Consider the following 25,769-nt stretch of genomic DNA (forward strand, 5'->3'; position numbering starts at 1 on the left):
ATGAACAGTGCATTTATCGATTTCATGCGTATTCGTTTTCTGACGATGCTCGCGTATCGAGTGAATTATTATTCCGGCATTTTGATATATACGCTGAATATTGGCGTGTATTACTTTACGTGGCAAGCTATTTATGGAAGCAGCGGAGAGATTGGCGGATTTACGGCAGCACAGATGACAACCTATGTTGCCGTCTCTTGGATGGCGCGTGCTTTTTATTTTAACAATCTGGATCGGGAGATCGCTGCTGATATTCGGGATGGCTCCATTGCGATTCAGTTTATCCGGCCAATTAACTATGTGATGGTCAAAATGATGCAGGGGCTTGGCGAAGGTATCTTCCGTTTCTTGCTGCTCATGATTCCGGGCATGATCATTGCCATCCTGCTGTTCCCGGTGGAACTTCCAACGGCGCCCTCGGCATGGATCGGTTTTCTCGTTATGTTGTTCTTCAGTTTCATCATTAATTCCCAGATAAATGTCATTACGGGACTGGCCGCATTTTTTGTGGAAAATAACGAAGGTATGATGCGCATGAAACGTGTGGTCGTCGATCTTTTTTCGGGCCTGATCATTCCAATCAGTTTGTACCCGGACTGGTTGTCCACGATCATGAAGGTATTGCCGTTTCAGGCAATCACGTATCTGCCCGGCTCGGTCTTCACTGGCAGAGTGGAAGGCACAGGCATCTGGAATGTACTCGGGATTCAGGTGCTCTGGTTTGTCCTGCTGCTCATACCTATGGTGCTGATCTGGCGGCAGGCGCGCAAGCGTCTGTTCGTGCAAGGGGGATAAGCGAATGTACTATATGGGTCTAATCTGGGAATATCTGAAAAATTACATGAAGACACGTCTGACGTACCGCGCCGACTTCTGGGTAGAGATTATCTCGGATCTGCTGTTTCAGGCGACCAATCTGATCTTTATCTTTGTCGTTTTCCGGCATACCGATAACCTTGGCGGTTGGAGTGAGGCGGAAGTATTATTTGTTTACGGATACTTTATGGTGCCATACGGCATCTTTAGCTGTTTCATCAACCTGTGGGGGTTCAGCGAGCGTTACATTGTCAAAGGTGAGATGGATCGCATTCTGACAAGACCGGCACACAACCTGTTTCAGATTCTGCTGGAAAATGTAGACCCGCCCTCTCTCGTAGGTTCGTTCATCGGGTTAATCATTATGACCATCAGTGGAGCAGAGATGGGGCTCGTACTGGAATGGTGGCACATCCCTGCATTGATTATACTGGCACTAAGTTCGGTGCTAATCTACGCGGGTATCTATACCACTTTGACGTCACTATCCTTTTACTCCGATGCACCGACAGGAATTTTGCCGCTGATGTACAATATTCAAGGATATGGACGTTACCCGGTAACGATCTACAACAGAGCCATTCAGGTGCTGCTCACCTGGATTATCCCGTTTGCCTTTGTTGGCATCTATCCGGCAGCACTGTTCCTTGAGCGAGCAGAGATGCATCGTATGGCTTTGCTCACTCCGGTCATGGGGCTGGTCTTTGCAACGATTGGCCTTACCCTGTGGAACTTCGGCGTGAAGCGCTATCGGGGAGCGGGGTCATGACCTGCTAAGAGATTATTTCATCACGTAACGTAAATTCCAGAGTTCTCAGAGAGTGAGCTGAAGGATTACTTCACGCAAATCTGAAGGATCATATAACTTGAATTCCAAGGAGGACATGAAAATGACTTTAACAGAAGGTGTACAAGTTCCCGATTTTGAACTGCCATCGAGCACGGGTGAGTCTGTGAAGCTGTCTGATTTTCGTGGCAAGCGAGTTCTGATTTATTTCTATCCGAAAGATATGACCTCGTCTTGCACCCAGCAAGCCTGTGATTTTCGGGATCGACATGAGGAGTTTCAGGGGCTGAATACGGTCATTCTGGGCATCAGCACTGATCCGATGAAGCAACATGACAAGTTTATTGCCAAATACGGATTGCCTTTCATCCTGTTATCGGATGAGGAGCACACGGTTGCCGAGCAGTTTGGCGCATGGCAGCTGAAGAAGATGTACGGCAAGGAGTACATGGGTATTGTGCGCTCCACTTTCCTGCTGGATGAAGAGGGCAAGCTGATCAAACAATGGACGAAGGTACGTGTGAAGGGACATATCGAAGAGGCATTGGAGACGGTAAAAGGGCTGTAATTCATCGGTTCCGATCCTATGAAAATAAAACGAGCCATGCATACGGCTTGCATGGTTAAAAATAAACAGGCTGCATCCATGGACACCTTTCCATTGAGATGTAGCCTGTTTATTTTTGCGAAACAGCATTTGCGTTATTGCGTTGTTTGAATCGGCCTTTAATAAGGTGAATCAGTAGTAGGAAAGCTGGAATGACAATACTGACCGTAAAATCCCAATCGAACCAGGCGTACATGATGCCGAGGGTGTAGAAGAGGACATCAGGCGAAATGACAATAGCCATACCGAATAATAAGAGCATCGTTGGCAAAATTAACGGCTGGTAAGATTTGAGACGACACAGTTGTGCAAGTCCAAGAATGAATCCAAACGTGTATAGCGAAGTTTTAAAGTAGGTAGACACGAGCCAAGCTGTTGAAGAGATGGCTTCAATTCGTTGTACGAAGCCGCCAATGTTAATCTTTTGCGCAAGAATATACGATACATAAATATTATGCTCTGTCAGTTCAGCTCCAAGTACAAGTAGCGAGGTAAGGAGAATGAGGGTTAGCATGATTCCTGCAAGTAATGCGGCTAATAACAGGTCTCGCCGCTTATGCACGCCGTGAGTAATATAGGGATAAATCATGGTGATGATAATGAGTTCTCCATATGAAGCTGTAGCCCCTCGAACGCTCCCGCTTATAAATGAAAACAGGGGAGTATCCAAGAAAGGCTGGATGTTCGAAACTTCCATTTTGGGAAGCAAACAAAGCATTAGGATCATCAAGCTGATCATAACGAAGGGGGCCAGAATCTCTGCCATTTTACCGAACGTGCCCAATCCTTTCAGTGCGGACCAACCTAGGGCTATAACAAAAAGAAGAATGATAGCCCGAATGGGGGTATGGAGATAAACCTGAGTTGTCATAAAGTCTCCAACTTCACGGATACATATAGCTGAACCCATCAGAAAATAAAACAGATATGCGGCAGCCAAAATTGCACCTATCCATTTACCAAGTGCTTTGGAACAGATCTCGATGAGTGTAAGTCCGGGGTAAGCTTGATGCAGCTTATAGGAAAGCCATAAGATCGACATGCCGATACCTTGGGAGACGATCGAGCAAATCCAGGCATCCTGTCTTCCAGAGTAAGTAAGTAATGTCGGGTAGATTAGCATCATATCTCCAATCATGCCCATAAAGGCAAGGACTGCAAATTGCCGCACGGTAAGTCTCTCTTTGATGAGCATGATCTGTACCCTCCTTTGATTATCTTTAAGTTCTGCCTTTATTAAATGATAATTTGGACTTGATTTGATGAATGATTAACAGCAGGACAGGTAATATCAGACTCACCGTTAAATCCCACTCCAGCCAATAGGGAATGACCGTTGTGTTAAAAAAAACGATATTGGGTGTCACAAGGTTAGATAGCGCATATACAATCAGTACGCACGGCAGAATGAGAAAATGGTAGCTCTTGAGGCGAAAAAGTTCAGCGATACCAAGAACAAAGGCATACAGATAAACGGTGGATTTAAAATAGGTGGATATCAGCCAGGACGAAGCCATGAGCACTTCAATTCGTTGAAAGAAGTTGGCTATATTGATTTTTTGGGATAATACAAATGAACCAAAGATCGTGTGCTGTGTAAGAAAAAGTCCCATAACCAGCATGGAGATTGTCACCAGAATAGCCATGAGCAGATTGCCAAATCCGGCAGATATCATAAGATCACGAGTACGATGGGCTTGTTGATTTGCATAGGGGAGGATCATCAGAATGGGAAGGGCCTCACCAACCGGATAGATAAAACCGATCACAATCCCATGCGTAAACTGACTGAAGGTGGTGTCCGTAAAGGGTACAAGCTGGTTTAATTGTACCTCGGGCAACAAAAAGACCACTAAAACAAACATAAAAATAGTAATGATGGGCACAAGAATTTCACTGCTTCGCCCAATGCTTTCTAGTCCGTTATACAGTGCCCAACCTATGGGAATGAGAAAAATCAGAAGTACAGCCCGAATGGGGGTATACAAAAAAATCTGACTGGTCATGAAATCACCAACGACCCGTGATTGTGCTGCAGAGCTAAAAATAAAATACATCAGGTAGAACAGGGCTAACACCGTACCTGGCCAAAATCCAAGGATTTTGCGAAAAACTCCAATTAAATTTTCATTGGGATACGTGTCTGCCAGTTTGACGAAAAGATACATCAGCCCCATGCCAAGAGGAACACCGATTAAGGCATAAAGCCAAGCATTTTGCCCCGAAAAGGTTGCGATAACAGAAGGGTAGATCATCATCATGTCACCGGCAATAATCAAAATGGTCAAGATACATAATTGTCTGATGCCAAGCCGACCTTGCTCCAGCATGTTGTCAACTCCTCTTAGGCTAGCTCCCCGTAATATAAGCCAGTAATTGATTCACGGGTTTATAAATCCAGATGATAATGTAGAGCGGGCTTGGAAACTCCCACAAATTCACCGCGATGACACCAAAAACAATACCTGTTAGCAGTAAACAGGAATAGACGGTGAGCTCTCTCCATTCCTTCTTCTTCCATAATTTGGGTAGATTGATTACTCCCATCAGGCACCCGACAACGACAACTGCAATCGATAGCAGCAAGCGTGCTCACTCCTTGGCTTTTTTATTAAATGAATTGTCCAATGTGCCGATACGACGGATCTGAACATTAGCTTCATAGGTGACGTCTAAGTTTTGAAAGTACTTGTCCCAGTCCTTTTCTTCCCTTTTATAGATTTTCGGGTACTTATGATAGATGTCTTGTCCAAAACCGAAGATATCCACTTTATATTTGCTGCGCACGAGACTTACCGTACCTTTCATCAGTTCAACGATCCGATCTTGCGCCAGTTCTTCCAATTGTTTGATGGCTTCCATGGAACCGATCTCCATATCACAATCTACGGAACCAATAACGGAGACGGTGTTGACTTTCAGACTGATTTGGGGTTCACCCCGCACCATTTTGACTTTGTGATCCGTGGAGGTACGCAACGTTTTTAGCGTGACATAACCCCCTCTTGGACATTGGGTAGGACCAATCGTTGATTTCACGTTGTCACGAATATAGTTGTAGCCTTTGGAGTCATCCTGATTCAGCCAACCGATCAGTTTGTCTTTTTGAAACACGCTGAGACCAGCAAATTGAAGAGTAGCCGGGGGTTCGATACTCTGGACATTTTTGGTCTCACCACTTTTATCTTGATCTCCAACAAGCTCAATACCAGTAATAACAGGGGACATACTGGGTGTGAGAATATACTGCATCAGCTTGTCACTGGTCACGGTTGTGGTTGGAGCCCAGCTTTTAGCAGAAATATCGAGTGCATTGAACAGCTTTTCTGACGGAAGATTTTCTAGTGGTGTGAGTACGTTCAAAATGTTAGAGGCCGTTGTTTTACGAGCTATCATTACATAATAATCCGGACGCACGTCAGGCTCTCTCAAAAGAGCTTCGATCACATCATATATACCGTTTTTACGTGCAAATTCTTCTCCGAAAACCAATACCCGGATATGAGCCATAAAAATGGCACGAGGGCTTGTATGGGTAAGCTTCTGAATAGCCTCCAGCAGTGTACGAGCGCTGGCTTGATATTGGGTAACGGGTGTTCCATTGCCGCCTTGACCTTTGGCGACTTCACGAGGCACAACAACCTGTGCACTAACCCTGATCTGGTCACCGTCTCGATCTACACCCAGACCCAGCATAATCCCGAGCTGATTCAGCTCCTGGCGATCCCAACACCCGCTTAGTAACGGCAGTATAACGATGAGGGATAGCATGATACGTAAACATTTCATCATAACCTTTTCTCCTACCTTCACTAACGCTTGTTTTTTTTACGTTTCTGCCTCGTTACGTTTGAAGTGCCGTTGGATAATGGGCGAGTTCTCATATGCGACCAGGGAACACGGAACAGCGTATCTTTCAGATCATTCTGAATGAAGGGCGCAAAAGGAGACATGTAAGAGATCCCAAAAGAGCGCAAGCTGCAAAGGTGAGTCAGCGTAATGAGCAGCAGAATCAGAATGCCATAGAAACCAAACGCTGCCGCTGCCATCATCAGAATAAAACGCAAAATACGAACCGAAATAGATAATCCGTTCTCCGGAATGACATAGCTGGAAATGGCCGTGATGGAGACGATGATAACCATCGCTGCTGAGACAACCCCTGCTTCAACCGCAGCCTGCCCGATAACAAGTGTGCCTACGATGGATACGGCCTGTCCGACCGTTCTCGGAATTCGAATCCCCGCTTCTCGTAATATTTCATAAGTCAATTCCATCAGAACGGCTTCAATGAAGGCTGGAAAAGGCACACCTTCACGCTGTGCAGCCAAGCTGATCAACAAGGTGGTTGGTAGCATCTCCTGATGAAATGTCGAAATAGCGATATAAAAGGATGGAGCCAGCATGGCGATCAAAAACGATAAATATCGCAACAAGCGAACAAGGGAACTGATATCAGAACGTTGGTAATAATCTTCAGGTGATTGGAAAAAGTGCATGAATAATGCGGGCACAAGCAGTACAAACGGTGTACCGTCTATAATGATGGCAACACGTCCTTCGAGCAGTGCTGCAGAAACCGTATCTGGACGTTCGCTATTGTAAACTGTCGGAAAGATTGTCGTGGTCTTGTCCTGAATCAGTTCTTCGATGTACCCGCTCTCCAGAATACTATCGATATCAATCTCACCCAGCCGTCTGCGAAGCTCATTAACGACATCTTCGTTTACGGTTTGCTCCAGATATACGATAGCCACTCGGGTTTTGGTGACACGTCCAATCTCCCTCTCCTCAATCCAAAGCTGCGGATCACGAATTCGCTTGCGAATCAGTGCGGTATTCGTACGCAAGTTTTCCGTAAAACCTTCCATTGGACCTCGCACAACGGTCTGGGAGACGGGTTCACCTACAGGACGGTCTTCCCAACCGGCAGCGCCGATTTTGAGTCCCCGAGTAGATCCATCCAGCAGCAGAATGGCTTCGCCAGCCAGCATCGATTTCAACGCAGCATCCATATCATCGATGAACAGTACTTCACTAGCGGTGAGCACATCATTCTGAAGATAGCTTAGGTGCTCATCATCCGCTGAGAAATCGGGCAAGTTTCGCACTTGCATCAAGGGGTGAAGGACGGCCTGGTTTACCACTTGATTATCGACGAGTCCATCAATGTATAGCAGCATGGAAGGCCATTTGTGCAAACTTTGCAATGGACGAATCATCAAGTCGTTACTATTTCCCATGATCTTTTTGCAATAGGCAATATTTTCAGCCAGATTTGGATGAATAGGATGCGTTTCATGTGTGATCTGTGTCTGCGTATCTGTAGCCATCCCGTTTCCCTCCCTCACACATCCTTTATTTGCAAGTAGTATGACCGGGAGTGTTTTAGATTATGAAAAAAATATGAATGAAAGGATATTCGGTCTTCATATCCCAGGAAAAGCAAACAAAAAGAAGCCGCATATGACGGCTTCTGTATTTTTAAAGGTTATATGGACTCATCATTAGTCCGCATTTTGTTTTTGACGCTGACGCACAGGTGTGCGCTTGCGACGGGAACGAGTGAACAAGGCTTTACGGTAGCGATAGACGATGCCAGCGATCACAAGCAATGCAACTAGTGCAAGAATGTATGCCGTATATTGATGGGCAAGTTTAAATACTGCGCTCCATCCAGGACCGAACACCTTACCGATCCCAAGGAACAATACTACCCAGAACAAAGCACCAGAATAAGCATATAGAGCAAACTTGCGAAACGGAATCGCAGCAATACCGGAGAAATACCCTGTGAAATGGCGAACTCCTGGAATGAAGTATCCGATAAATATAAGGCCATTGCCATATTTGGCAAACCATTTTTGCGTCTTATCCAGCTTGTCCGGTTTGAGTAAAAACCACTTTCCGTATTTCGTAATAAAAGGTAGCCCGGCTTTGGCCCCAATAAAATAAGTAATGGTCATGCCAATCGTTGTTCCAAGAAACGCCAGAATGATGAGCGTACCGAAATCAAGCTGTCCTCTGTAGGACAAGTAACCCGCATAAGCCATCGTCGTTTCGCCTGGGAAGGGAAGTGCAATAAACTCCAGCAGCAAGCCAAAGAACAATACACTATATCCGTAAGACCCGAATAACTCCTGGACCTTCTGAAGTAATTCCAATAGGTTCACACTCCTGGTGATTTCATATGAATCAGGCTTTAAGGCAGCGGTATGCCCGTTCATATTCATTATTTTTCTAATGCTACCGAATTGCTGCTCAAGAATCAATGACTCCATATTATAGCCAACCATAAATGTTGCAAAATAATAGGTGAAATGACGTCTTTTTTGTGATCTGCCTCCATATAATTCTAACAAATCTGCTGAAGTCTATCAGCAAATTCAATAGAGTGCTGGAGGTCGATTTACAAATGACGCAGGGATCACACGAAATGATGCAACGAAATGGGCAGCTTGCGGCGCAGCAAACTTTATCTCATTCCTGTGGGAGAATACGGTTTTGGCAACGTCTGTCGATATGGTTTTTGCTTACTGTGCTACTGCTTACAGGTGTGCTTGGAGCAGGTGCTCCGTCTGCTGAAGCAGCAGTGCAAAGCAAAAAAACAGACAAAGTTGTCTACTTGAGCTTTGACGATGGGCCAGGCAAACATACGCCCGAAGTATTGGATATTTTACGTGATGCGAAGGTTCCGGCTACTTTTTTTGTGCTGGGAGAACATGCGGAACGTATGCCAGGCTTGATCAAACGAATTGCTAGTGAAGGACATGCCATCGGCAATCATACATATAACCATGATTATAAAGAGTTATACCGGGATTTTGAAACATTCTGGCAGCAGATTAAACGCACGGAAGAGATCATTCATAACATTGTAGGCATTCGTCCTGCGCTTGTCAGAGCGCCTGGTGGAACGTACGGACATTTTGACCATACTTATTTTGACTTGTTAAAAAAGGCAGGATACGTCGTCATGGACTGGAACGTAGATAGCGGTGACTCCAAACGAAGAAATGTGCCCGCGAGCGAAATTGTCGCCCATGCAACTGATGTGCCTGCCGGAAAGTCTTCTGCCATCGTGCTGATGCATGATGGAGGTGCACATGCGGAGACAGTCAAAGCACTGCCTGATATCATTCGGTACTATAAACAAGAAGGGTACCGGTTTGAAGTGATGCAGGCAACAGACAAACCGGTGCAATTCCAGGTCAAACCTGCGTTGAAATATAAAAATCGTCAGTCCCCGGCCTCGAGCTGGGTTGCTAAACATGTGAACCAAAACGCGGAGCAATGGGTTGCGGCCAAACCGCTCAAAATTGAGCTAGGATATATGACACTTGAGCTCAACCCGGACGAATATCGGTTCAAAGACCAGACATTGCTCGTTCCACTACGTAGTTATATGAACAAGTTAGGAGGCAGCATAAGCTGGGATCAATCCTCGGGAACGGCAACCACCTGGTGGAAGGATCGGATTGTTCAGATCAACCCGGCCACAGGTGCATTAACGTCCAAACGATTACATGATCAGGAGGGGAGAACGGTGCAAGCGACTGTAGAGAGCCGAGAGGGAACAATTTGGGTGTCTGTGGGCGATTTGATGCAGCAACTCGGAGCGAAAAAATATACGGTTCAATCCAAAGAAAGTGAGTGGGTACTTACCGTAGAACCGCCTTGGACGTCTATGGAGCATAGACATTTTTATAGCATGATTTGAAAGAAACGGCGGATCATCTGACTATTCTCTCTACTTCCGGGCAACAATGAATCATAGATTACGATAATCAGGATTCATAGGTAAGGAAGGAGAGTGTAGTCCAATGACCAGCGTGAGAATAGAGCATGATCATGCTACCGAACTGCTCAAAAGACTTAGCCATCGAATTGCCGATGTGATCATCGGCAAAAAACAGGAAATTCAATATATTATTGCTGCAATGCTCAGTGAAGGACATATTCTGCTGGAGGATGTACCGGGTACGGGGAAGACGATGCTGATCCGCACGGTAGCTTGCTCGTTAAGTTGTACGATGGGACGCATTCAATGTACACCGGATGTGATGCCGGCCGATGTGACTGGTGTATCGATTTATCACACGGATACAGGGGAGTTCAGATTCAGACCGGGGCCGCTGATGAACCATATCGTGCTTGCGGACGAAATTAACCGGGCTTCTCCCCGGACACAGTCCTCGTTATTAGAAGCGATGGAGGAACGCAGTGTGACTGTGGATGGAACAACCCACAAGTTGCCCAAACCGTTTCTGCTGCTTGCAACGCAGAACCCTTTGCAATTTGAAGGAACCTATCGTTTGCCGGAAGCACAGTTGGATCGCTTTATGATGCGTATTACGCTCGGGTATCCTGAGCCGGAACAGGAAGTAGAATTGCTTTCCCGGGAACGTAGCAAGGATATGCTGGAGGATATGCGTCCTATCATTCTGGCTGAGGAAGTTGTCGCCATGCAGCGAGAAGTAAGACAGGTGCATGTGGATGCCGTGATCAAGCAATATCTTGTGGCTGTCGCTGTGGCAACGAGAACCCATGAAGCCGTAAGACTGGGTATCAGTCCCCGAGGAACGTTGGCTTGGATGACAGCCGTGCAAGCGTATGCCTATTTACAAGGGCGTAGCTATGTTGTGCCGGATGATGTGCAATCACTAGCTGTACCCGTGCTCTCTCACCGAATTCAGTTGAAATCAATGAACAGAGCGGACGGAAGCGCAGTGCAAGAGCAAGTCATCCGTGAAGTGTTGTCGTCTGTGCCTGTACCCGTGCAGATGAGTGGGCAGGGAAGGGGACGACGCGCATGAGAGGGTTTGGCCGGAGCATAGCTCAAGTGTTGATGGCTGTTCTTCTGGGTTGCTTCTATGTCTTGCATGGCGGAAAATCAGCTTTGTTTCTGGCAGTGGTATCCGTGCTAATCGTAATACACGGAATACTTCTGCGCGTGCTTGGTCCATCTCAAATTCATATACACAGGCATATACGGCAAGGTCAGATTGAGGCCGGAGAAAGGTTGCGTGTTCGGATTGAACTACAGATCAGGTGCCCGCTTCCGCTATTGTGGCTTGTGGTATGTGACAACACTCCGGGCGGTGTACATCGCAAATTGCTTTTTCCAGGCTTAAAAAGACGATGGTCTTATCAGTATGAGATAACAGGTCTTGCGCGAGGAGTACATGCATGGGAGGATGGCCGAGTATACTGGGGAGATGTTTTTGGCTGGAATAAAGCCTACACACAGATCAAAGGTGAGGAGCCCGTTGTAGTGGTGCCTGCTGCCGACGACGCGGACATATCAATCCGGCCAGAAGCTTGGACAAACCATGGCGAAGGCCATGGGGCACAGTATCAGTTGCAGGGAATGCCCGGTATAGAAGTCCGTGAATACCAGCAGGGGGATTCGATTAACCGGATTCATTGGAAAAGTACAGCTCGAACCGGGAAGCTACACACCCTGATTCCTGAAATGCAACAGCATTCCTCACTGGCAATTATGGTATACGAAGAACATTCAGGATATACGAGTAATGGTACTAAAAATCAGACTCAGGGATCGTTTGAACGCGCAGTGCATGGTGCGGCTAACTGGGTTCGTGAGGCAGCAGGCGCACAAATGCCTTGTCAGCTTTGGTTGAGCGGAGATGGGCTGGCAAGTAAAACAGATAAGCCTTTCGATGGAGTGTTATGCAATGAAGTGCGGACGAAACGCAGGGATGGTGCTGGTGAAAGTCAGAGAATACAGGGTAACCCTGATGAAGGTTTGGCCTATGCATTAAAACGGCTGGCCTATACCCAGTTAAATCAAGAGCGGATATCAGATGAAGAATCGCTGGATGTTGGCAGACTGGAGCATCTCCCTTATGGATCAAGTATATTGGTCTTCACCGGGCAGCTGGATGAGCGTTTAGTTATATGGCTCGAATACGCGTCCGGACTTGGTTTCCAGGCCATCGTACATCTAACGGAGACTATTGTAACATCGAATGGAAAGGCCGGAAATGGAGGATACTTGTCCTCCCAATCGTGGAAGGATGATCAGGTTCGTGGGAAGAAAGATGATCATCTGGCAGACAAAAGGAACGTTCAGCTGAAGGGTGCAACGAGCAGAAAAGGAAGTGCTGGAACATCGGCTGGATCGCATTCTTCAGCGGTGCAGGCCAAGCGTTCGCAAGAGTGGACTGAGCGTCTCGTATCCAAGGGTGTACAGGTTGTCCGTCAGGACTATATTGCAAGCGTTGGAGAGATGCCTGGCGGAAAGGCGGGGGTTGTTGATGTGGGGGCATAAAATGAAACAGCAGCCCGAATCTGCAGTCCCCGCTGGACAGGTGGCGGAAACACATGGATTCGGATCAGAAGTGAAGCTGTCATTGTCTATGTCCAGTCATCTACCTGCTCCTGCGCTGTATCTATGGCTTATCACGGCGGGGCTACTGGTATTGTGCATGGAATGGATCTATCCAGTGACTTCGGATGGCCAAGTTGGCAGTGAGCGATTTGCTGCTGTTATGACGGGGTATTCAGCCGTGCTTCTGTTCACTGGTTTATTGCGTACCAGCTTGGTTACAGGCATCATGCTACGTATCCCTATGATCTATGCTGCGTTATGTGTGATGTACGGAGCCAGTCATCCTGTTGAATGGGGCATATCCTACCCAGGCATGCTTAATGTAGATCTGGGAGAATGGATCGACAAAGGACACTTTCGCGTGATGAGCAGGGAAACGAGAGGTTTGTTCATGCTATGCGGCTGGAGCATGCTGCTGGCTTCGGTGCAATATTTAGTGTTGCTTCGCCGCAGTATCTCTCTGTTTGGTACGGGAACATTAGTATATCTGATTTTGCTAGAGAGTCTGGTGGGATATGATGCCTATGGCTCGGTGGTGCGTTCGGTATGCTGGCTTCTGTGCATTCAGGGCATGCTGCACCTTCTTCGCCTTTCTGAAGGAACAGGTCATGAGAGCAACGAGCAGGATCGAGGGAGGACACATTACGAAGGTCCAGACCGAAGTATAATTCAGGGGAAGAACCAAAATGTAGATCAAAGTAAGATTCATGGCATAGACGAAGGTGCAAATCCAAGTATAAATCAAGGAACAAACCAAGGAGTAGGTTCAGGGGGAAACCAAAAGGCGACACGACGCGAAAAGAGTGGTTTTCATCGGATACGGAGTAAGGTTTATTGGCTTTGGATGGTCGCATCCATAGGCACAGCAGTAGGTTTGGTGTTAATTTCAACACTTCCTGCCCGGTTAAGTTCTGTGTCACCTGCCGGACAATTCTCTGTCATGGATACGGTCGAACGTTTGGCTAAATGGGCAGGATATACGCCTTCAGGCAGTGTGCCAGCTTCCCTGAGTGTGACGGGATACAGTACGGTAGATGCGCCTATGGGAGCGCCTCTGGTTCAGGGGAATGAACCTGTATTCGTGGCAAATACTCCTGTCTCCACGTATTGGCGCGGGGAAACCCGTTCTTATTACAACGGCAGTACCTGGAGTGATATGGAGCAGCGCTTCCGTTATGCGAATCCATCCGATTTGCTGCGTTCCGATGGATGGGGAGAGAATCCGTACTGGCAGCGTGTCCGTCAGATCATTACGATGGAACGGGAGTGGCGAGGGCCCAATCCACTGTTTACCGGAGGTTTGCCGGTAAGCCTGTCTTTTCAGGACGGAAACTCATTCAATCAAAAACATGAGAAGCGACTGTTATCCAGTGAAGAAACAGGCACATTATGGCTTGCGGGGGGAAGGGACAAGAATGATTTTGTCCAGCATTATACTGTCGATGTGATGGTGCCGGATGTGACACCAGAGCAGCTTCGGCAGAGTGTGGGTATGGATCGGAAGAACGTTAGTAGTGAGGGGAGCGGGAAGAACTTTGGCGTGGGTGATCAGAAGCATGCTGGCGGAAACAATCCAGCCGATCCGGCCTCTATTCGTAGAAAGGATTTGCAGCTTCCAGATACACTCCCGCAGCGGGTAAGAGATCTTGCTGACGAGATCATCGGCCCCAGTGCAACGCGGTACGATGCTGTACAGGCTGTAAGCAGTTATCTGAAAGCCAATGCCCGGTACTCGCTGGATACCCGTATGCCACCGCGCAGTACAGATTTTGTGGATGATTTTCTATTTGTGACCCGGGCGGGGTACTGTAATCATTTTTCTACCGCCATGGTTGTGCTGCTGCGTGCCGAGGGTATACCGGCACGCTGGGTGAAAGGTTACGCCCCGGGACAGGTGGACTCGCAAGTCCCAGGGCGTGTTGTTGTCACCCAGGGCGATGCTCATTCCTGGGTGGAGGTCTATTTTCCCGGCGTGGGCTGGATACCATTTGAAGCTACGCCGGGGTTTGATTCGGCGCAGGCCGTTGATGCCAGCGCCGCCGGGATCGCCGCGGCGCAGCCAGGCGACGGAGCTCCGCTGCCGGATGCGGGCAGCGGGCTGGATCGTGCGGGCGCGTGGCTGACCGCGCACGCCCGTGCCCTTGTCGCGGCGCCGTTGCCGGCCGCGACAGCACTTGCGGCAGCGGCGCTGCTGTGCGCCGCCGCATGGGCCTGCGCGCGGCGGCTTCGCCCCGCGCTGCGGCTTGGGCTGCTGCTGGCGTGGCCGCGCAGCAGCTTCCCGGACCGTGAGCGGCTGCTGCAGGCTGCCGATCCGGTCTGGCACGCGCTTGCGCGCCGGTACGGCCCGCGGCCGCCGGGCATGACGCTGCGGGAATACGCAGCGTCACTCGCCGTGGCCGCGGGCACGGACGGCGCGGACATCGCGCGTTTTGCAGCCGACTGGGAGCGGCTGCTGTACGGGCCAGACCGTCCGCTGCGTGCGGACAGTCTCGATTTCTTGCGCCGGGCGCTTCGCCTTGCAAGGCGTACCCCAAGACGCCAGCGCTAAGTTCCTGACTCGTCTCGTTTACCCAAGGGTGAACGAGACTTTTTAATTTACACCACCACGCTCTATCGAGATGCAACGGAGCGACTTTCAGGGAGAGGATGTTTGTCAATCTAAGCTAACTCCTCTGTAAGGTGTATGTAGCTTGAAATGTGTATTAACTACAACAGATCCTACTCACTCCCTACTCACTCTATAGTAGTAATTCGCCTATTACCCTCCAGCTAAATTCGTTTGCAGTCAGCATATGAGGATGGTCTACTCCTGCTTCTTATATTTTTCTCACGAGCAAACGATATTTCAATTTCCAACTTCGAGGGGCCCGGATTAAACTCACGATCTCTAACGATCACCAGTGACGTTATTTACTCCTTTTTTGCCATTTTAAAATTCTAACGATCACCAGAAACCTTATTTGCTTGAAATGACGTGGTTTTCGCTGGATTTTGGGAGTTTTAGTTCAAATAGCGCTCCTGAGGATCGTTAGATTTTCAAACACCGCTTAACATGTGAAATAAGGTCCGCTGTGATCGTTAGCGTGTAGAGATGTTTTTAGCGCTGCCTCTTGGCACATTTGCTTTGCAACTTTGATACCCAATCAACACTTCCATTGATAAGGATAATTTTGCGATAGCTTTTATTCTGCGCATCTGGCGGATGAGATCGGTTCTTTTATCCAATTATAAGAGTACACGTGAGGTGGAGCATATGTGCATGCAATATTGAACAAAATTTCATCCTGTAGACTCGCCTGTAGGGAATGGCATCGACTGTCGCTTTATGTCGCATCTTCCCGTTACTTGCCTGAAAAATGGAGTTCCGTCTTTCCTTGACGGTAGGTTTTGTCGTTGCGTATAATTAGTTTCATTGAATTGAGGGAGGCACGGTAATGAATAAGCAGAATGAAATTGTGGTTGTCCTTGACTTCGGGGGCCAATACAACCAGTTAATCGCCAGAAGAATCCGGGATCTTGGCGTATACAGCGAGCTTTTGCCGTATAACACACCAGCGGAGAAAATTGCGGAACTTGCGCCAAAAGGAATTGTATTCTCCGGTGGCCCATCCAGCGTTTATGCTGAAAATGCACCACACGTTGATCCGGGTGTCTATGACCTAGGCTTGCCAATCTTCGGTATTTGTTATGGAATGCAGCTGATGGCTCAGCAGCTTGACGGTAAAGTAGAACGTTCCGAGAAGCGTGAGTACGGTAAAGCAGACCTTGAGTTTGCTGCAGGTTCAGCGCTGGCTCAAGGCATTGAGGGAGAACATACCGTATGGATGAGTCATGGTGACCATGTTGTTACATTGCCTCCGGGCTTCAAACTGGATGCAGGCACGGAAAGTGCGCCAATCGCTGCGATGAGCAACGACGAGCGTAAATTGTATGCAGTTCAGTTCCACCCGGAAGTACGCCACTCCGTTCGTGGTAATGACATGATTCGTAACTTCCTGTTCGAAATCTGTGGTTGTGATGGCAACTGGACGATGGAAACATTCATCGATGATACGATTAGAGATATTCGTGAAAAAGTGGGAGACGGCAAAGTGTTGTGTGCACTCAGCGGCGGGGTGGATTCTTCCGTTGTTGCAGCCTTGCTGCACAAAGCGATTGGAGATCAGCTGACATGTATGTTTATCGACCACGGTCTTCTGCGTAAAGGTGAAGCAGAGAGTGTTATGGAGACGTTTGTTGGCAAGTTCGATATGAAAGTTGTCAAAATCGATGCACAAGAACGCTTCATGTCCAAGCTGGCTGGCGTGGATGATCCGGAGCAAAAACGTAAAATTATCGGTAACGAGTTTATTTACGTATTTGATGAAGAGTCCAAGCAGTTCGATGACTTCGAATTCCTGGCACAAGGTACACTGTACACGGACATCGTGGAAAGTGGTACAGCTACAGCTCAAACCATCAAATCCCACCACAACGTGGGCGGTCTGCCAGAAGACATGAACTTCAAACTGATCGAACCACTGAACACCCTGTTTAAGGATGAAGTACGTAAAGTAGGTACGGAGTGTGGCTTGCCAGACGAAATCGTACATCGTCAGCCTTTCCCTGGTCCGGGTCTTGCGATCCGTGTGCTTGGTGAAGTGACGGAAGAGAAACTGAAAATTGTTCGTGATTCCGACTACATCCTGCGTGAAGAAATCGCCAAAGCCGGTCTTGACCGTGAAATCTGGCAATACTTCACCGCCCTGCCTAACATGAAGAGTGTTGGCGTTATGGGTGACGCACGTACGTATTCCTACACGGTAGGTATCCGTGCCGTAACATCCATTGACGGTATGACAGCAGACTGGGCACGTATCCCTTGGGATGTGCTGGAGAAAATCTCCGTACGGATCGTGAACGAAGTGGACAACGTAAACCGTATTGTCTATGACGTAACTTCCAAACCGCCTGCAACGATCGAGTGGGAATAGGTCGTTAACTATTCACATCGTTAATCGATCTATAGCCTTGATACAATAAGGTTTGTGGAAATAACTGCGTTGGCAGTGCGGACACATCTGCAACAATAACATGTAAAAGAAACTCCCTTTTCTTTGCGTTATCGCAAAGCGAAGGGAGTTTCTCTTATGTATAGAATGAAGAATTAATTGAGGGCTTTAAAATGGATCAAGAGATTTTTGTGAGAGTAAAGACATAAGGTGATCGTATACATCGAAGTTTGCGGATTCGGCTTCAGCTCGACAATATTTCGTGCTTGTTTTGACTGTATAGGTGTTAGGAGGGGAAGTGGTTTACAAATTTTAGCTTTGTATCCTTAAATAACAATGCTAAACACTTGGATAATAAGCTCTGGTATAATGGAATAAATTAGCTATCCTGTTTTCTGTGGAGGTGAGACTATGAAAAAAATCGGGGTAGGTTTCTTACATGCATGGCTCTATGCAAAGCCAGTGAAGGATATGGCAATGCTTTGCATAGAGTTTAGAAACAATCACATTGCCAACGACGAATCGTAATATTCTGCTTACTGGCTTTGCCCCTTATTGAATGATTAAATAAGGAGTGAGCCTATGAAATATTCAAAAGCCGAGTCCATTTTTCCTGAAGAGTTGCTACGTATCATTCAAGAATACGTTCAAGGTGAATTGGTTTATATCCCTAAACCCAAAGAGGCACATCTCAAATGGGGCGAGAAAACACACAGTAAGAGCAGAGTTTCTGCTCGAAACGCGGAGATTAAATCATTGTTCCTCAATGGAGTCAGTTTAGATGAGTTGGCGGAACGATATTACTTGTCCTGCGAAAGCATAAAGAAAATCGTCTATAAAAAGAACTAGGCTGTGTCTTGAAATCTACTGAAGTGTACCCTTTACCGTCTTTTCGTCCCTTGCTGTGTCAGTTTCCCTTGACTGCCCTGGAACGCCTGCAGAAGACTTCCTTGCTTGGAACGGAAATTCAGCAAAATCTGCTTTCTTCAGCGTTTTCAGACACGCCTAATGAAAATCCGCTAAATCGTCGTTTCGACGGTTCAGCGGATTTTGTGCAAAGATGAGTTAAATCAACTTATACATAGTAACTGCAGTTCGAAATCGATAGACTCAAGTTAAGGCAGTTATGATGAATGACGGTCCGGTTTTAAGGAAGGGGTGTAACGAATGAACGAAATCATTAAGAGGAAGTTAATGGACAAAAATGAACTGCTCATTAATATGGTAATCGAACGCGTAAAAAGAGACTTTCTTGACGATATCGCAATTATCGGGCTTACAGGTTCATTTAATACCGGTGACTTTCACGAGAAGAGCGATCTTGATCTAGTCATCATTAATAATACTGAAAAGGGCTGGGGAATATCCGATTGCTTTATCCTGGACGACGTTGGTTATGATATCTATTGCACGCCATGGAATACAAAAATTCATGAGCAGTCCTCTTTGGAGAGTCCACACGTATCCAGTCTAACCGAGCTCAAAATACTCTACTATGCAACCCCTGAGGATTTGGAAAAATTCAATGACTTCCGGCGAAAAGCTTTGGATGCACTTGCGAATCCGATAGGAGAAGCGTGTCTTAACAGGGCGATTAAATGGATCGATCTGGCTAAGCAAGCATATAGCGATGCGATGCTGGGTGAGGATATTGGTGCAGTACGACAGGCATCTGCCGACGTTCTCTGCAATCTGGTTAATGCTTTAGCCAGTATGAATAATACATGCATCAAAAGAGGGATCAAGCGATATTTGCAAGAGTTACGTTCGTTTCGCTATGTACCGGATGATCTCGATTCCTTATATATGTCAATCATCGAAGCTCGTAGCATTGAAGAGATCCGAATAGCATCTTTTAATATGTTGAAAAGTGTTGCGAGGTTACATAGCACAATGTGTGATCATTTCATTGTTAAGCCTACACCGACCTTTGAGAATCTGAAGGGCACATATGAAGAGTTGTGGAGCAACTATCGCAATAAAGTCTTGAACAGTGTTACGAATAATGATGCACCTTACGCCTTTCTTTCGGCCTTTGGGGCACAAGAGTACCTTGATTATATGGCTGTGGAGAAGGGAACCAAGAAATTTGATCTTATGCAGTACTTTGATGCAAGTGATTTACAAGTTGTGCATGATAATTTCCTTAAAGTGATGGATGGATATTTAGATGAGTACGATAAGGTCGACAGAGAAGTCAAACGGTTTTCAACCTTCGAGCAATTATATACCCACTACATGGATCAGTAGTCCTTCATCTTGGAGTGAAACATTCTATCCGATACCTTCAGCAATAGCAAAAACTTTTATGAAATGAGTCTATCGCGTTCGTAGAAGTTTAGTTTTACCAGAGAGAAAACCTGTGTTTTATCTTAAAGGCGGCAAAAAGAGAGCACTGAAAAGCGTTTAATATATGGGGGATTATGATATGAAGGCAACAATTCAACAAATAACACATACAAACAAAGAACAATTTGAAAACTTATTTAATTATTATCTCTATGAGCTTTCTGCGTACTCACAGGAGGATATTGGAACAGAAGGTACATTCGAAATGGAAGATATCTCGCCCTATTATAGGGATGAACGGTTGTATCCTTACTTCATCACGATTAATGAAAAAATCGTTGGATTTATTCTGGTTACATCCCCTCCTTATGTTGCAGAGGCAGTGGACTATTCGGTGCAGGAGCTATTTGTATTGCCCAAATATAGAGGCACAAGTATAGCCAAAGATGCTGTCATGCAAATCTTCAAACTGTATTCGGGTCGGTACGAGGTGGGGATGTTCAAATCGAATTTAAAAGCTGTTAAGTTCTGGACAAAGCTGATATCAACATTCGAAATTCCGGTCTCCGTAGAAGATGGTTTCGTTGAAATTGGAGGAAATGTATTGCAGACTTGCGGTATGAAATTCACGGTATCCTGCGAATCTATATGCAACTGATTTCAAAAGAGTCTTTGGATGAAGCCGACTGTTGCATTGTTTTTTAACGACCGTTAAAACCCTACAACTAATGGGAAACGATAGCTTAATTAACCGCCCCTAGAGGGCGGTTATATTTTTGGCAGAAAATCAACATTGGGAATCAACATAAATTTAATAATTAAATTTTCTAAAGCATTAACTATCTATATTTTATTTTTCATATTGTCAGAATTCAGAATTCATGAAAGCTTAATGTAATGAATTAGTATTAAATTAGTGTTAAATCAGTGTAGCAATTACTTTTGCTGCATAACCACTTGTTCAATAAAAATGATGAAAATATGGACATATTCTCGTTGTATTTTGCTATTAAATATGCTTGGAACTGGGTTGTAAATCGCTGAACTGGTTTGATTTGTTAAATAATACGAACGTTAATTAGGTGATATAGATATAACATTCGTTTTTATCGTTGACAAAATAGATGCCCCCTCCTAAAATGGGTGATGGGAAACAAACAAAAAGCGCATACTAATTCGTATAATCCTGGGGATTGGCCCGGGAGTCTCTACGAGATCACCCTAATGATCTGGCTACGAAGAGGAGCAGGCTAAGCACATGAATTCTACATGACTGCGGTGGGACATCACCCGCGCACATTAGAATTTTTTTGTTCTTGGTCAACGGGCCGTGTGCCTGCTTCTGGTCAAGCTGAACTCTGGGGAATTTACTTCTCAGGGTAATTTGTCGTTTTTCAATATAGCTTCAACATCTCTAAGGAGGAGTTAGTGAATTATGGATCGTTTCTTTAAACTCAAAGAAAACGGAACAAATGTTAGAACGGAGATTGTTGCGGGTCTCACCACCTTTATGACAATGGCGTACATCCTTTTTGTAAACACATTGTTCTTGGGTCAAAATGGGGCAGGAATGTCCGATAATGCAGTATTTTTTGCGACAGCCGTTGGTGCTGGATTAATGACAATTATTATGGGGTTGTTCGTAAACGTTCCGATCGCACTCGCTCCGGGTATGGGATTGAATGCATACTTTATGACCGTAGTTCTGAGTTCGAATGGTGGGATTAGCTGGCAGGCGGCACTCGGTGCTGTATTCCTCTCGGGTATCGTATTTATTATTCTGACTGTGACTCGGGTTCGGCAAATGTTGCTCGTTGCGGTTCCGCAATCCATTAAAATGGCAATTACCGTAGGTATCGGTTTATTCATTACAATCATCGGTTTCAAACTAGCCAATCTGGTAGCAGTGACCGTGAATGTTGCACCGGATGCAGATTTGAGCCAGCCGATTCCAGGCAGCAGTTTTAACTTGTCTCTGGGGAACTTTGTAACTCACCATGATGCGCTGCTCGCGTTAATTGGTTTACTGTTGATTGCGATCCTTATGGTAATGCGTGTTAAAGGTGCTTTGTTGATTGGTATCGTAGTGACAACGCTGATTGGTATTCCGATGGGGGTAACCAATTTGAGTGGTCTGTCCAGCGCGAGCTGGCTTCCTAACTTCAGTGACCTAGCTGTCGGACAGCTTGATCTGAAAGGTGCCATTAGCCTTGGATTGTTTGAAATCATCTTTATTTTCACATTTGTTGAGCTGTTTGATACCTTCGGTACGATGGTTGGAACGGCAACACGTATGGGGATTATGAAGGATAAAGCTAAAGGTGAGAAAACGATTGGCAAAGCGATGCTCGTCGATGCAGTCGGTGTCAGCGCAGGTGCGGCACTGGGTACAAGTACGATCACGGCATACGTTGAGAGTGCTTCAGGTGTTGAAGCTGGTGGACGTACAGGCTTAACCTCGGTTACGACAGGTTTGCTGTTCATTCTTGCTTTGTTTATCGCTCCACTTGCTTTAGTTGTTCCTTCTGCTGCAACGGCTCCAGCTTTGATTATCGTAGGGGTACTTATGATGAGCCAAGTTCGCAGCATTGAGTGGGATGATTTCCTGCAAGCTTTCCCTGCATTCCTGACGATTGTGCTGATGCCATTTACAGGTGGTATCGCAAACGGGATTTCTGCAGGTATCGTATCCTACGTTATTTTAGCTGTGTTCAGTAATTTGGTTACTGAGCGTAAAGTGAAAATACACTGGCTGATGTGGGTACTCGCGATTATCGTTGTGTGTCGATACGTATTTATCGGCGGAGAATAAGTCTGGTTTGTATATGAAGAAAGCGGAGCTACGATATCACATCGAGCTTCGCTTTTTTTGTTTCTTCTATATATAGAGGTTAAAATTAAGGTAATAATTATTGATTCTGATTTGAAGATTTCATTCTTCGGGAACCTGTATCAAAAACTTCTTAGGTGTAAGCTTCTTTGTATAGATGGATTATGCAAATGGATTATCATCCAACATATAATGGAGGAAGCGATATGAGTTATGATTTAATGGTGTTTGAGCCGCTTCATGCTCCAAGAGATAACGAGTCGTTTATGAAATGGTATGGTGAGCAAATCAAATGGACTGAGGATTATTCCTATTCGGATATCCAAGTGAGTTCGGAGCCGATTCAACGTTTTTATAAAGAGTTGGCGCTGACTTTCCCTTCTATAGACCTGGAAGATGCAATTTTCGAAGCTATTGAAGGAGCAGATACAGAAAACCGGATAACCGAATATTCTATTGGAAAAGAAGTAATCTATGCGTCTTTTGCATGGTCTGTTGCTGAAGAGGCGTTTAACGTAATGCGTATGTTGGCTAAGAGACACAAGGTTGGCTTTTTTGATGTGAGTGATCCGGATGGAGAAGTGATCTGGCCTTAATACTTCATATGGATGATCAGCAGTCAGGAACAGAGAAATAAAATGAACAACTTATTTCAAGTGAATAAATTAGATGAAGATAAAAGGGCCTGGGTTTTGGATACGTGCTTTTAATGCTAATTGTATATAACTTCTGAATAGTGCGTAGAATATGGAGGCCATGCATTTAATGTACATTGTTTTCTTGTAGCGGACAGGCAGGTTATAAGGTTACAATAGGTTATAAAAAAATGCTTGCAATCTGAAATTGTACATGGTATATTCTAATTCCGGCCAAGAAAACACGGGTTACACGGTGCGGCAAGTAAATGAAATAAGCTTCGAAAGAAACTTAAAAAAAGCTTGCAAAATTGGTTCGGACATGGTATTATATAAGAGTTGCTGAAACGAACTGGTTTCGGTAACGGGAACAAGTTTGATCTTTGAAAACTGAACAACGAGTGAGTAAAACATTCTGCTTGCAGAATGAACGTGAAGGTTTTGATACATGCCATTCGGCTGTATGAAAACTGGAACAACAATGAGATTTTTAATCTCGTCAGATTCAAAATGAGCTTATCGCTCTTTTCAATACCCCGATGAGTTACACAGCGTTTAACGACGCTGCGAAATTCAACTTTATTGGAGAGTTTGATCCTGGCTCAGGACGAACGCTGGCGGCATGCCTAATACATGCAAGTCGAGCGGAGTTGATGGAAAGCTTGCTTTCCTGATACTTAGCGGCGGACGGGTGAGTAACACGTAGGCAACCTGCCCTCAAGCTTGGGACAACTACCGGAAACGGTAGCTAATACCGAATACTTGTTTTCTTCGCCTGAAGAGAACTGGAAAGACGGAGCAATCTGTCACTTGGGGATGGGCCTGCGGCGCATTAGCTAGTTGGTGAGGTAACGGCTCACCAAGGCGACGATGCGTAGCCGACCTGAGAGGGTGATCGGCCACACTGGGACTGAGACACGGCCCAGACTCCTACGGGAGGCAGCAGTAGGGAATCTTCCGCAATGGGCGAAAGCCTGACGGAGCAATGCCGCGTGAGTGATGAAGGTTTTCGGATCGTAAAGCTCTGTTGCCAGGGAAGAACGCTTGAGAGAGTAACTGCTCTCAAGGTGACGGTACCTGAGAAGAAAGCCCCGGCTAACTACGTGCCAGCAGCCGCGGTAATACGTAGGGGGCAAGCGTTGTCCGGAATTATTGGGCGTAAAGCGCGCGCAGGCGGTCATGTAAGTCTGGTGTTTAATCCCGGGGCTCAACCCCGGATCGCACTGGAAACTGCGTGACTTGAGTGCAGAAGAGGAGAGTGGAATTCCACGTGTAGCGGTGAAATGCGTAGAGATGTGGAGGAACACCAGTGGCGAAGGCGACTCTCTGGGCTGTAACTGACGCTGAGGCGCGAAAGCGTGGGGAGCAAACAGGATTAGATACCCTGGTAGTCCACGCCGTAAACGATGAGTGCTAGGTGTTAGGGGTTTCGATACCCTTGGTGCCGAAGTTAACACATTAAGCACTCCGCCTGGGGAGTACGGTCGCAAGACTGAAACTCAAAGGAATTGACGGGGACCCGCACAAGCAGTGGAGTATGTGGTTTAATTCGAAGCAACGCGAAGAACCTTACCAGGTCTTGACATCCAACTAACGAAGCAGAGATGCATCAGGTGCCCTTCGGGGAAAGTTGAGACAGGTGGTGCATGGTTGTCGTCAGCTCGTGTCGTGAGATGTTGGGTTAAGTCCCGCAACGAGCGCAACCCTTATATTTAGTTGCCAGCACTTCGGGTGGGCACTCTAGATAGACTGCCGGTGACAAACCGGAGGAAGGTGGGGATGACGTCAAATCATCATGCCCCTTATGACCTGGGCTACACACGTACTACAATGGCCGGTACAACGGGCAGCGAAATCGCGAGATGGAGCCAATCCCAGCAAAGCCGGTCTCAGTTCGGATTGCAGGCTGCAACTCGCCTGCATGAAGTCGGAATTGCTAGTAATCGCGGATCAGCATGCCGCGGTGAATACGTTCCCGGGTCTTGTACACACCGCCCGTCACACCACGAGAGTTTATAACACCCGAAGTCGGTGGGGTAACCGCAAGGAGCCAGCCGCCGAAGGTGGGATAGATGATTGGGGTGAAGTCGTAACAAGGTAGCCGTATCGGAAGGTGCGGCTGGATCACCTCCTTTCTATGGAGAATCGTTTCCCGAGTGGAAACATTCAAATATGCAGCTCAGCTGCAAACGACTCACTCGTTGCTCAGTTTTGAGAGCTCAAACTCTCAAAACTTCTCGTTTATTCGACCGACACATCCGTGAACGGCCCGAATGAAACGATTTGTTCTTTGAAAACTAGATATCGAAACGAAACAAACGCGAATTAGAACATTCCTTTAAGCTGATCTTGTGTAAACAAGTGAAGTGTTTTATAAGGTAGATTGCTGGAGCGAGTGATCGAAATGGAGCGACTTTTGGCTTTGGACGTAGTCCAAAACAAGGGAAGTGACAGCTCGAA

The 25,769-nt window shown here is 46.4% G+C and carries 19 protein-coding genes, 1 rRNA gene and 1 riboswitch; of the genes, 14 read left to right on the forward strand and 6 right to left on the reverse strand.

Annotated features, from left to right (window positions below; translation table 11 throughout):
• The 3 genes from AC1VYS_RS03630 (at position 1) to bcp (ending at position 2,171) form a co-directional block, all read left to right on the forward strand.
• Entirely contained in the window at positions 1-795 is a 795-nt protein-coding gene (locus AC1VYS_RS03630) for an ABC transporter permease (RefSeq protein WP_090924537.1), read from the forward strand.
• Positions 796-799: 4 nt separating this feature from the next.
• Complete coding sequence (locus tag AC1VYS_RS03635) at positions 800-1,585, forward strand: ABC transporter permease (RefSeq protein ID WP_482913037.1); 786 nt, start codon at positions 800-802, stop codon at positions 1,583-1,585.
• Positions 1,586-1,700: 115 nt separating this feature from the next.
• Entirely contained in the window at positions 1,701-2,171 is a 471-nt protein-coding gene (gene bcp, locus AC1VYS_RS03640; protein ID WP_482913038.1) for a thioredoxin-dependent thiol peroxidase, read from the forward strand.
• Positions 2,172-2,280: 109 nt separating this feature from the next.
• On the opposite strand, the gene AC1VYS_RS03645 is transcribed toward bcp, so the two are convergent.
• The 6 genes from AC1VYS_RS03645 to AC1VYS_RS03670 form a co-directional block, all read right to left on the reverse strand.
• Entirely contained in the window at positions 2,281-3,405 is a 1,125-nt protein-coding gene (locus AC1VYS_RS03645) for a GerAB/ArcD/ProY family transporter (protein WP_482913039.1), read from the reverse strand.
• A 25-nt stretch (positions 3,406-3,430) separates the two neighbouring features.
• A complete protein-coding gene (locus AC1VYS_RS03650) occupies positions 3,431-4,540 on the reverse strand; it encodes a GerAB/ArcD/ProY family transporter (protein WP_482913040.1) in 1,110 nt (369 codons plus the stop codon).
• Between the two features lie 19 nt (positions 4,541-4,559).
• Positions 4,560-4,796, reverse strand: a complete 237-nt coding sequence (locus AC1VYS_RS03655) for a hypothetical protein (protein ID WP_482913041.1) — start codon at positions 4,794-4,796, stop codon at positions 4,560-4,562.
• A gap of 6 nt (positions 4,797-4,802) precedes the next feature.
• Complete coding sequence (locus tag AC1VYS_RS03660) at positions 4,803-6,002, reverse strand: Ger(x)C family spore germination protein (RefSeq protein WP_482913042.1); 1,200 nt, start codon at positions 6,000-6,002, stop codon at positions 4,803-4,805.
• A 20-nt stretch (positions 6,003-6,022) separates the two neighbouring features.
• Positions 6,023-7,543 (reverse strand): spore germination protein, encoded by a 1,521-nt coding sequence (locus AC1VYS_RS03665; RefSeq protein WP_482913043.1) that lies wholly within the window; start codon positions 7,541-7,543, stop codon positions 6,023-6,025.
• A 174-nt stretch (positions 7,544-7,717) separates the two neighbouring features.
• Positions 7,718-8,374: a DedA family protein gene (locus tag AC1VYS_RS03670; RefSeq protein WP_482913044.1), complete on the reverse strand. Its 657-nt coding sequence runs from the start codon at positions 8,372-8,374 to the stop codon at positions 7,718-7,720.
• Positions 8,375-8,625: 251 nt separating this feature from the next.
• Between AC1VYS_RS03670 and AC1VYS_RS03675 the strand changes: the two genes are divergently transcribed.
• From AC1VYS_RS03675 to AC1VYS_RS03725, 11 genes are all read left to right on the forward strand, one after another.
• Positions 8,626-9,930 (forward strand): polysaccharide deacetylase family protein, encoded by a 1,305-nt coding sequence (locus AC1VYS_RS03675; protein WP_482913045.1) that lies wholly within the window; start codon positions 8,626-8,628, stop codon positions 9,928-9,930.
• 103 nt (positions 9,931-10,033) lie between these two features.
• On the forward strand, positions 10,034-11,026 hold the full coding sequence (locus AC1VYS_RS03680; RefSeq protein ID WP_482913046.1) for an AAA family ATPase: 993 nt from the start codon (positions 10,034-10,036) through the stop codon (positions 11,024-11,026).
• The gene (locus AC1VYS_RS03685) at positions 11,023-12,504 is read left to right on the forward strand and encodes a DUF58 domain-containing protein (RefSeq protein ID WP_482913047.1); all 1,482 of its coding nucleotides are present in this window, start codon (positions 11,023-11,025) and stop codon (positions 12,502-12,504) included. The genes AC1VYS_RS03680 and AC1VYS_RS03685 overlap by 4 nt, the downstream gene beginning before the upstream one ends.
• A gap of 1 nt (position 12,505) precedes the next feature.
• Positions 12,506-15,112: a transglutaminase TgpA family protein gene (locus AC1VYS_RS03690; protein ID WP_482913048.1), complete on the forward strand. Its 2,607-nt coding sequence runs from the start codon at positions 12,506-12,508 to the stop codon at positions 15,110-15,112.
• Between the two features lie 886 nt (positions 15,113-15,998).
• Positions 15,999-17,537: a glutamine-hydrolyzing GMP synthase gene (gene guaA, locus AC1VYS_RS03695; protein WP_482913049.1), complete on the forward strand. Its 1,539-nt coding sequence runs from the start codon at positions 15,999-16,001 to the stop codon at positions 17,535-17,537.
• Between the two features lie 600 nt (positions 17,538-18,137).
• Positions 18,138-18,404, forward strand: a complete 267-nt coding sequence (locus tag AC1VYS_RS03700; RefSeq protein ID WP_482913050.1) for a CD3324 family protein — start codon at positions 18,138-18,140, stop codon at positions 18,402-18,404.
• Between the two features lie 318 nt (positions 18,405-18,722).
• Positions 18,723-19,805, forward strand: coding sequence for a nucleotidyltransferase domain-containing protein (locus AC1VYS_RS03705; RefSeq protein ID WP_482913051.1), 1,083 nt, complete (start codon positions 18,723-18,725; stop codon positions 19,803-19,805).
• A 178-nt stretch (positions 19,806-19,983) separates the two neighbouring features.
• Complete coding sequence (locus AC1VYS_RS03710; protein WP_482913052.1) at positions 19,984-20,502, forward strand: GNAT family N-acetyltransferase; 519 nt, start codon at positions 19,984-19,986, stop codon at positions 20,500-20,502.
• A gap of 498 nt (positions 20,503-21,000) precedes the next feature.
• Positions 21,001-21,100: riboswitch (purine riboswitch) on the forward strand.
• Between the two features lie 179 nt (positions 21,101-21,279).
• On the forward strand, positions 21,280-22,656 hold the full coding sequence (locus AC1VYS_RS03715) for an NCS2 family permease (RefSeq protein WP_482913053.1): 1,377 nt from the start codon (positions 21,280-21,282) through the stop codon (positions 22,654-22,656).
• A 224-nt stretch (positions 22,657-22,880) separates the two neighbouring features.
• A complete protein-coding gene (locus tag AC1VYS_RS03720; protein WP_482913054.1) occupies positions 22,881-23,270 on the forward strand; it encodes a hypothetical protein in 390 nt (129 codons plus the stop codon).
• Between the two features lie 618 nt (positions 23,271-23,888).
• Positions 23,889-25,444: ribosomal RNA gene (locus AC1VYS_RS03725) — 16S ribosomal RNA — on the forward strand.
• The last annotated feature ends 325 nt before the right edge of the window (positions 25,445-25,769 follow it).

This window comes from Paenibacillus sp. G34 (assembly GCF_056856875.1).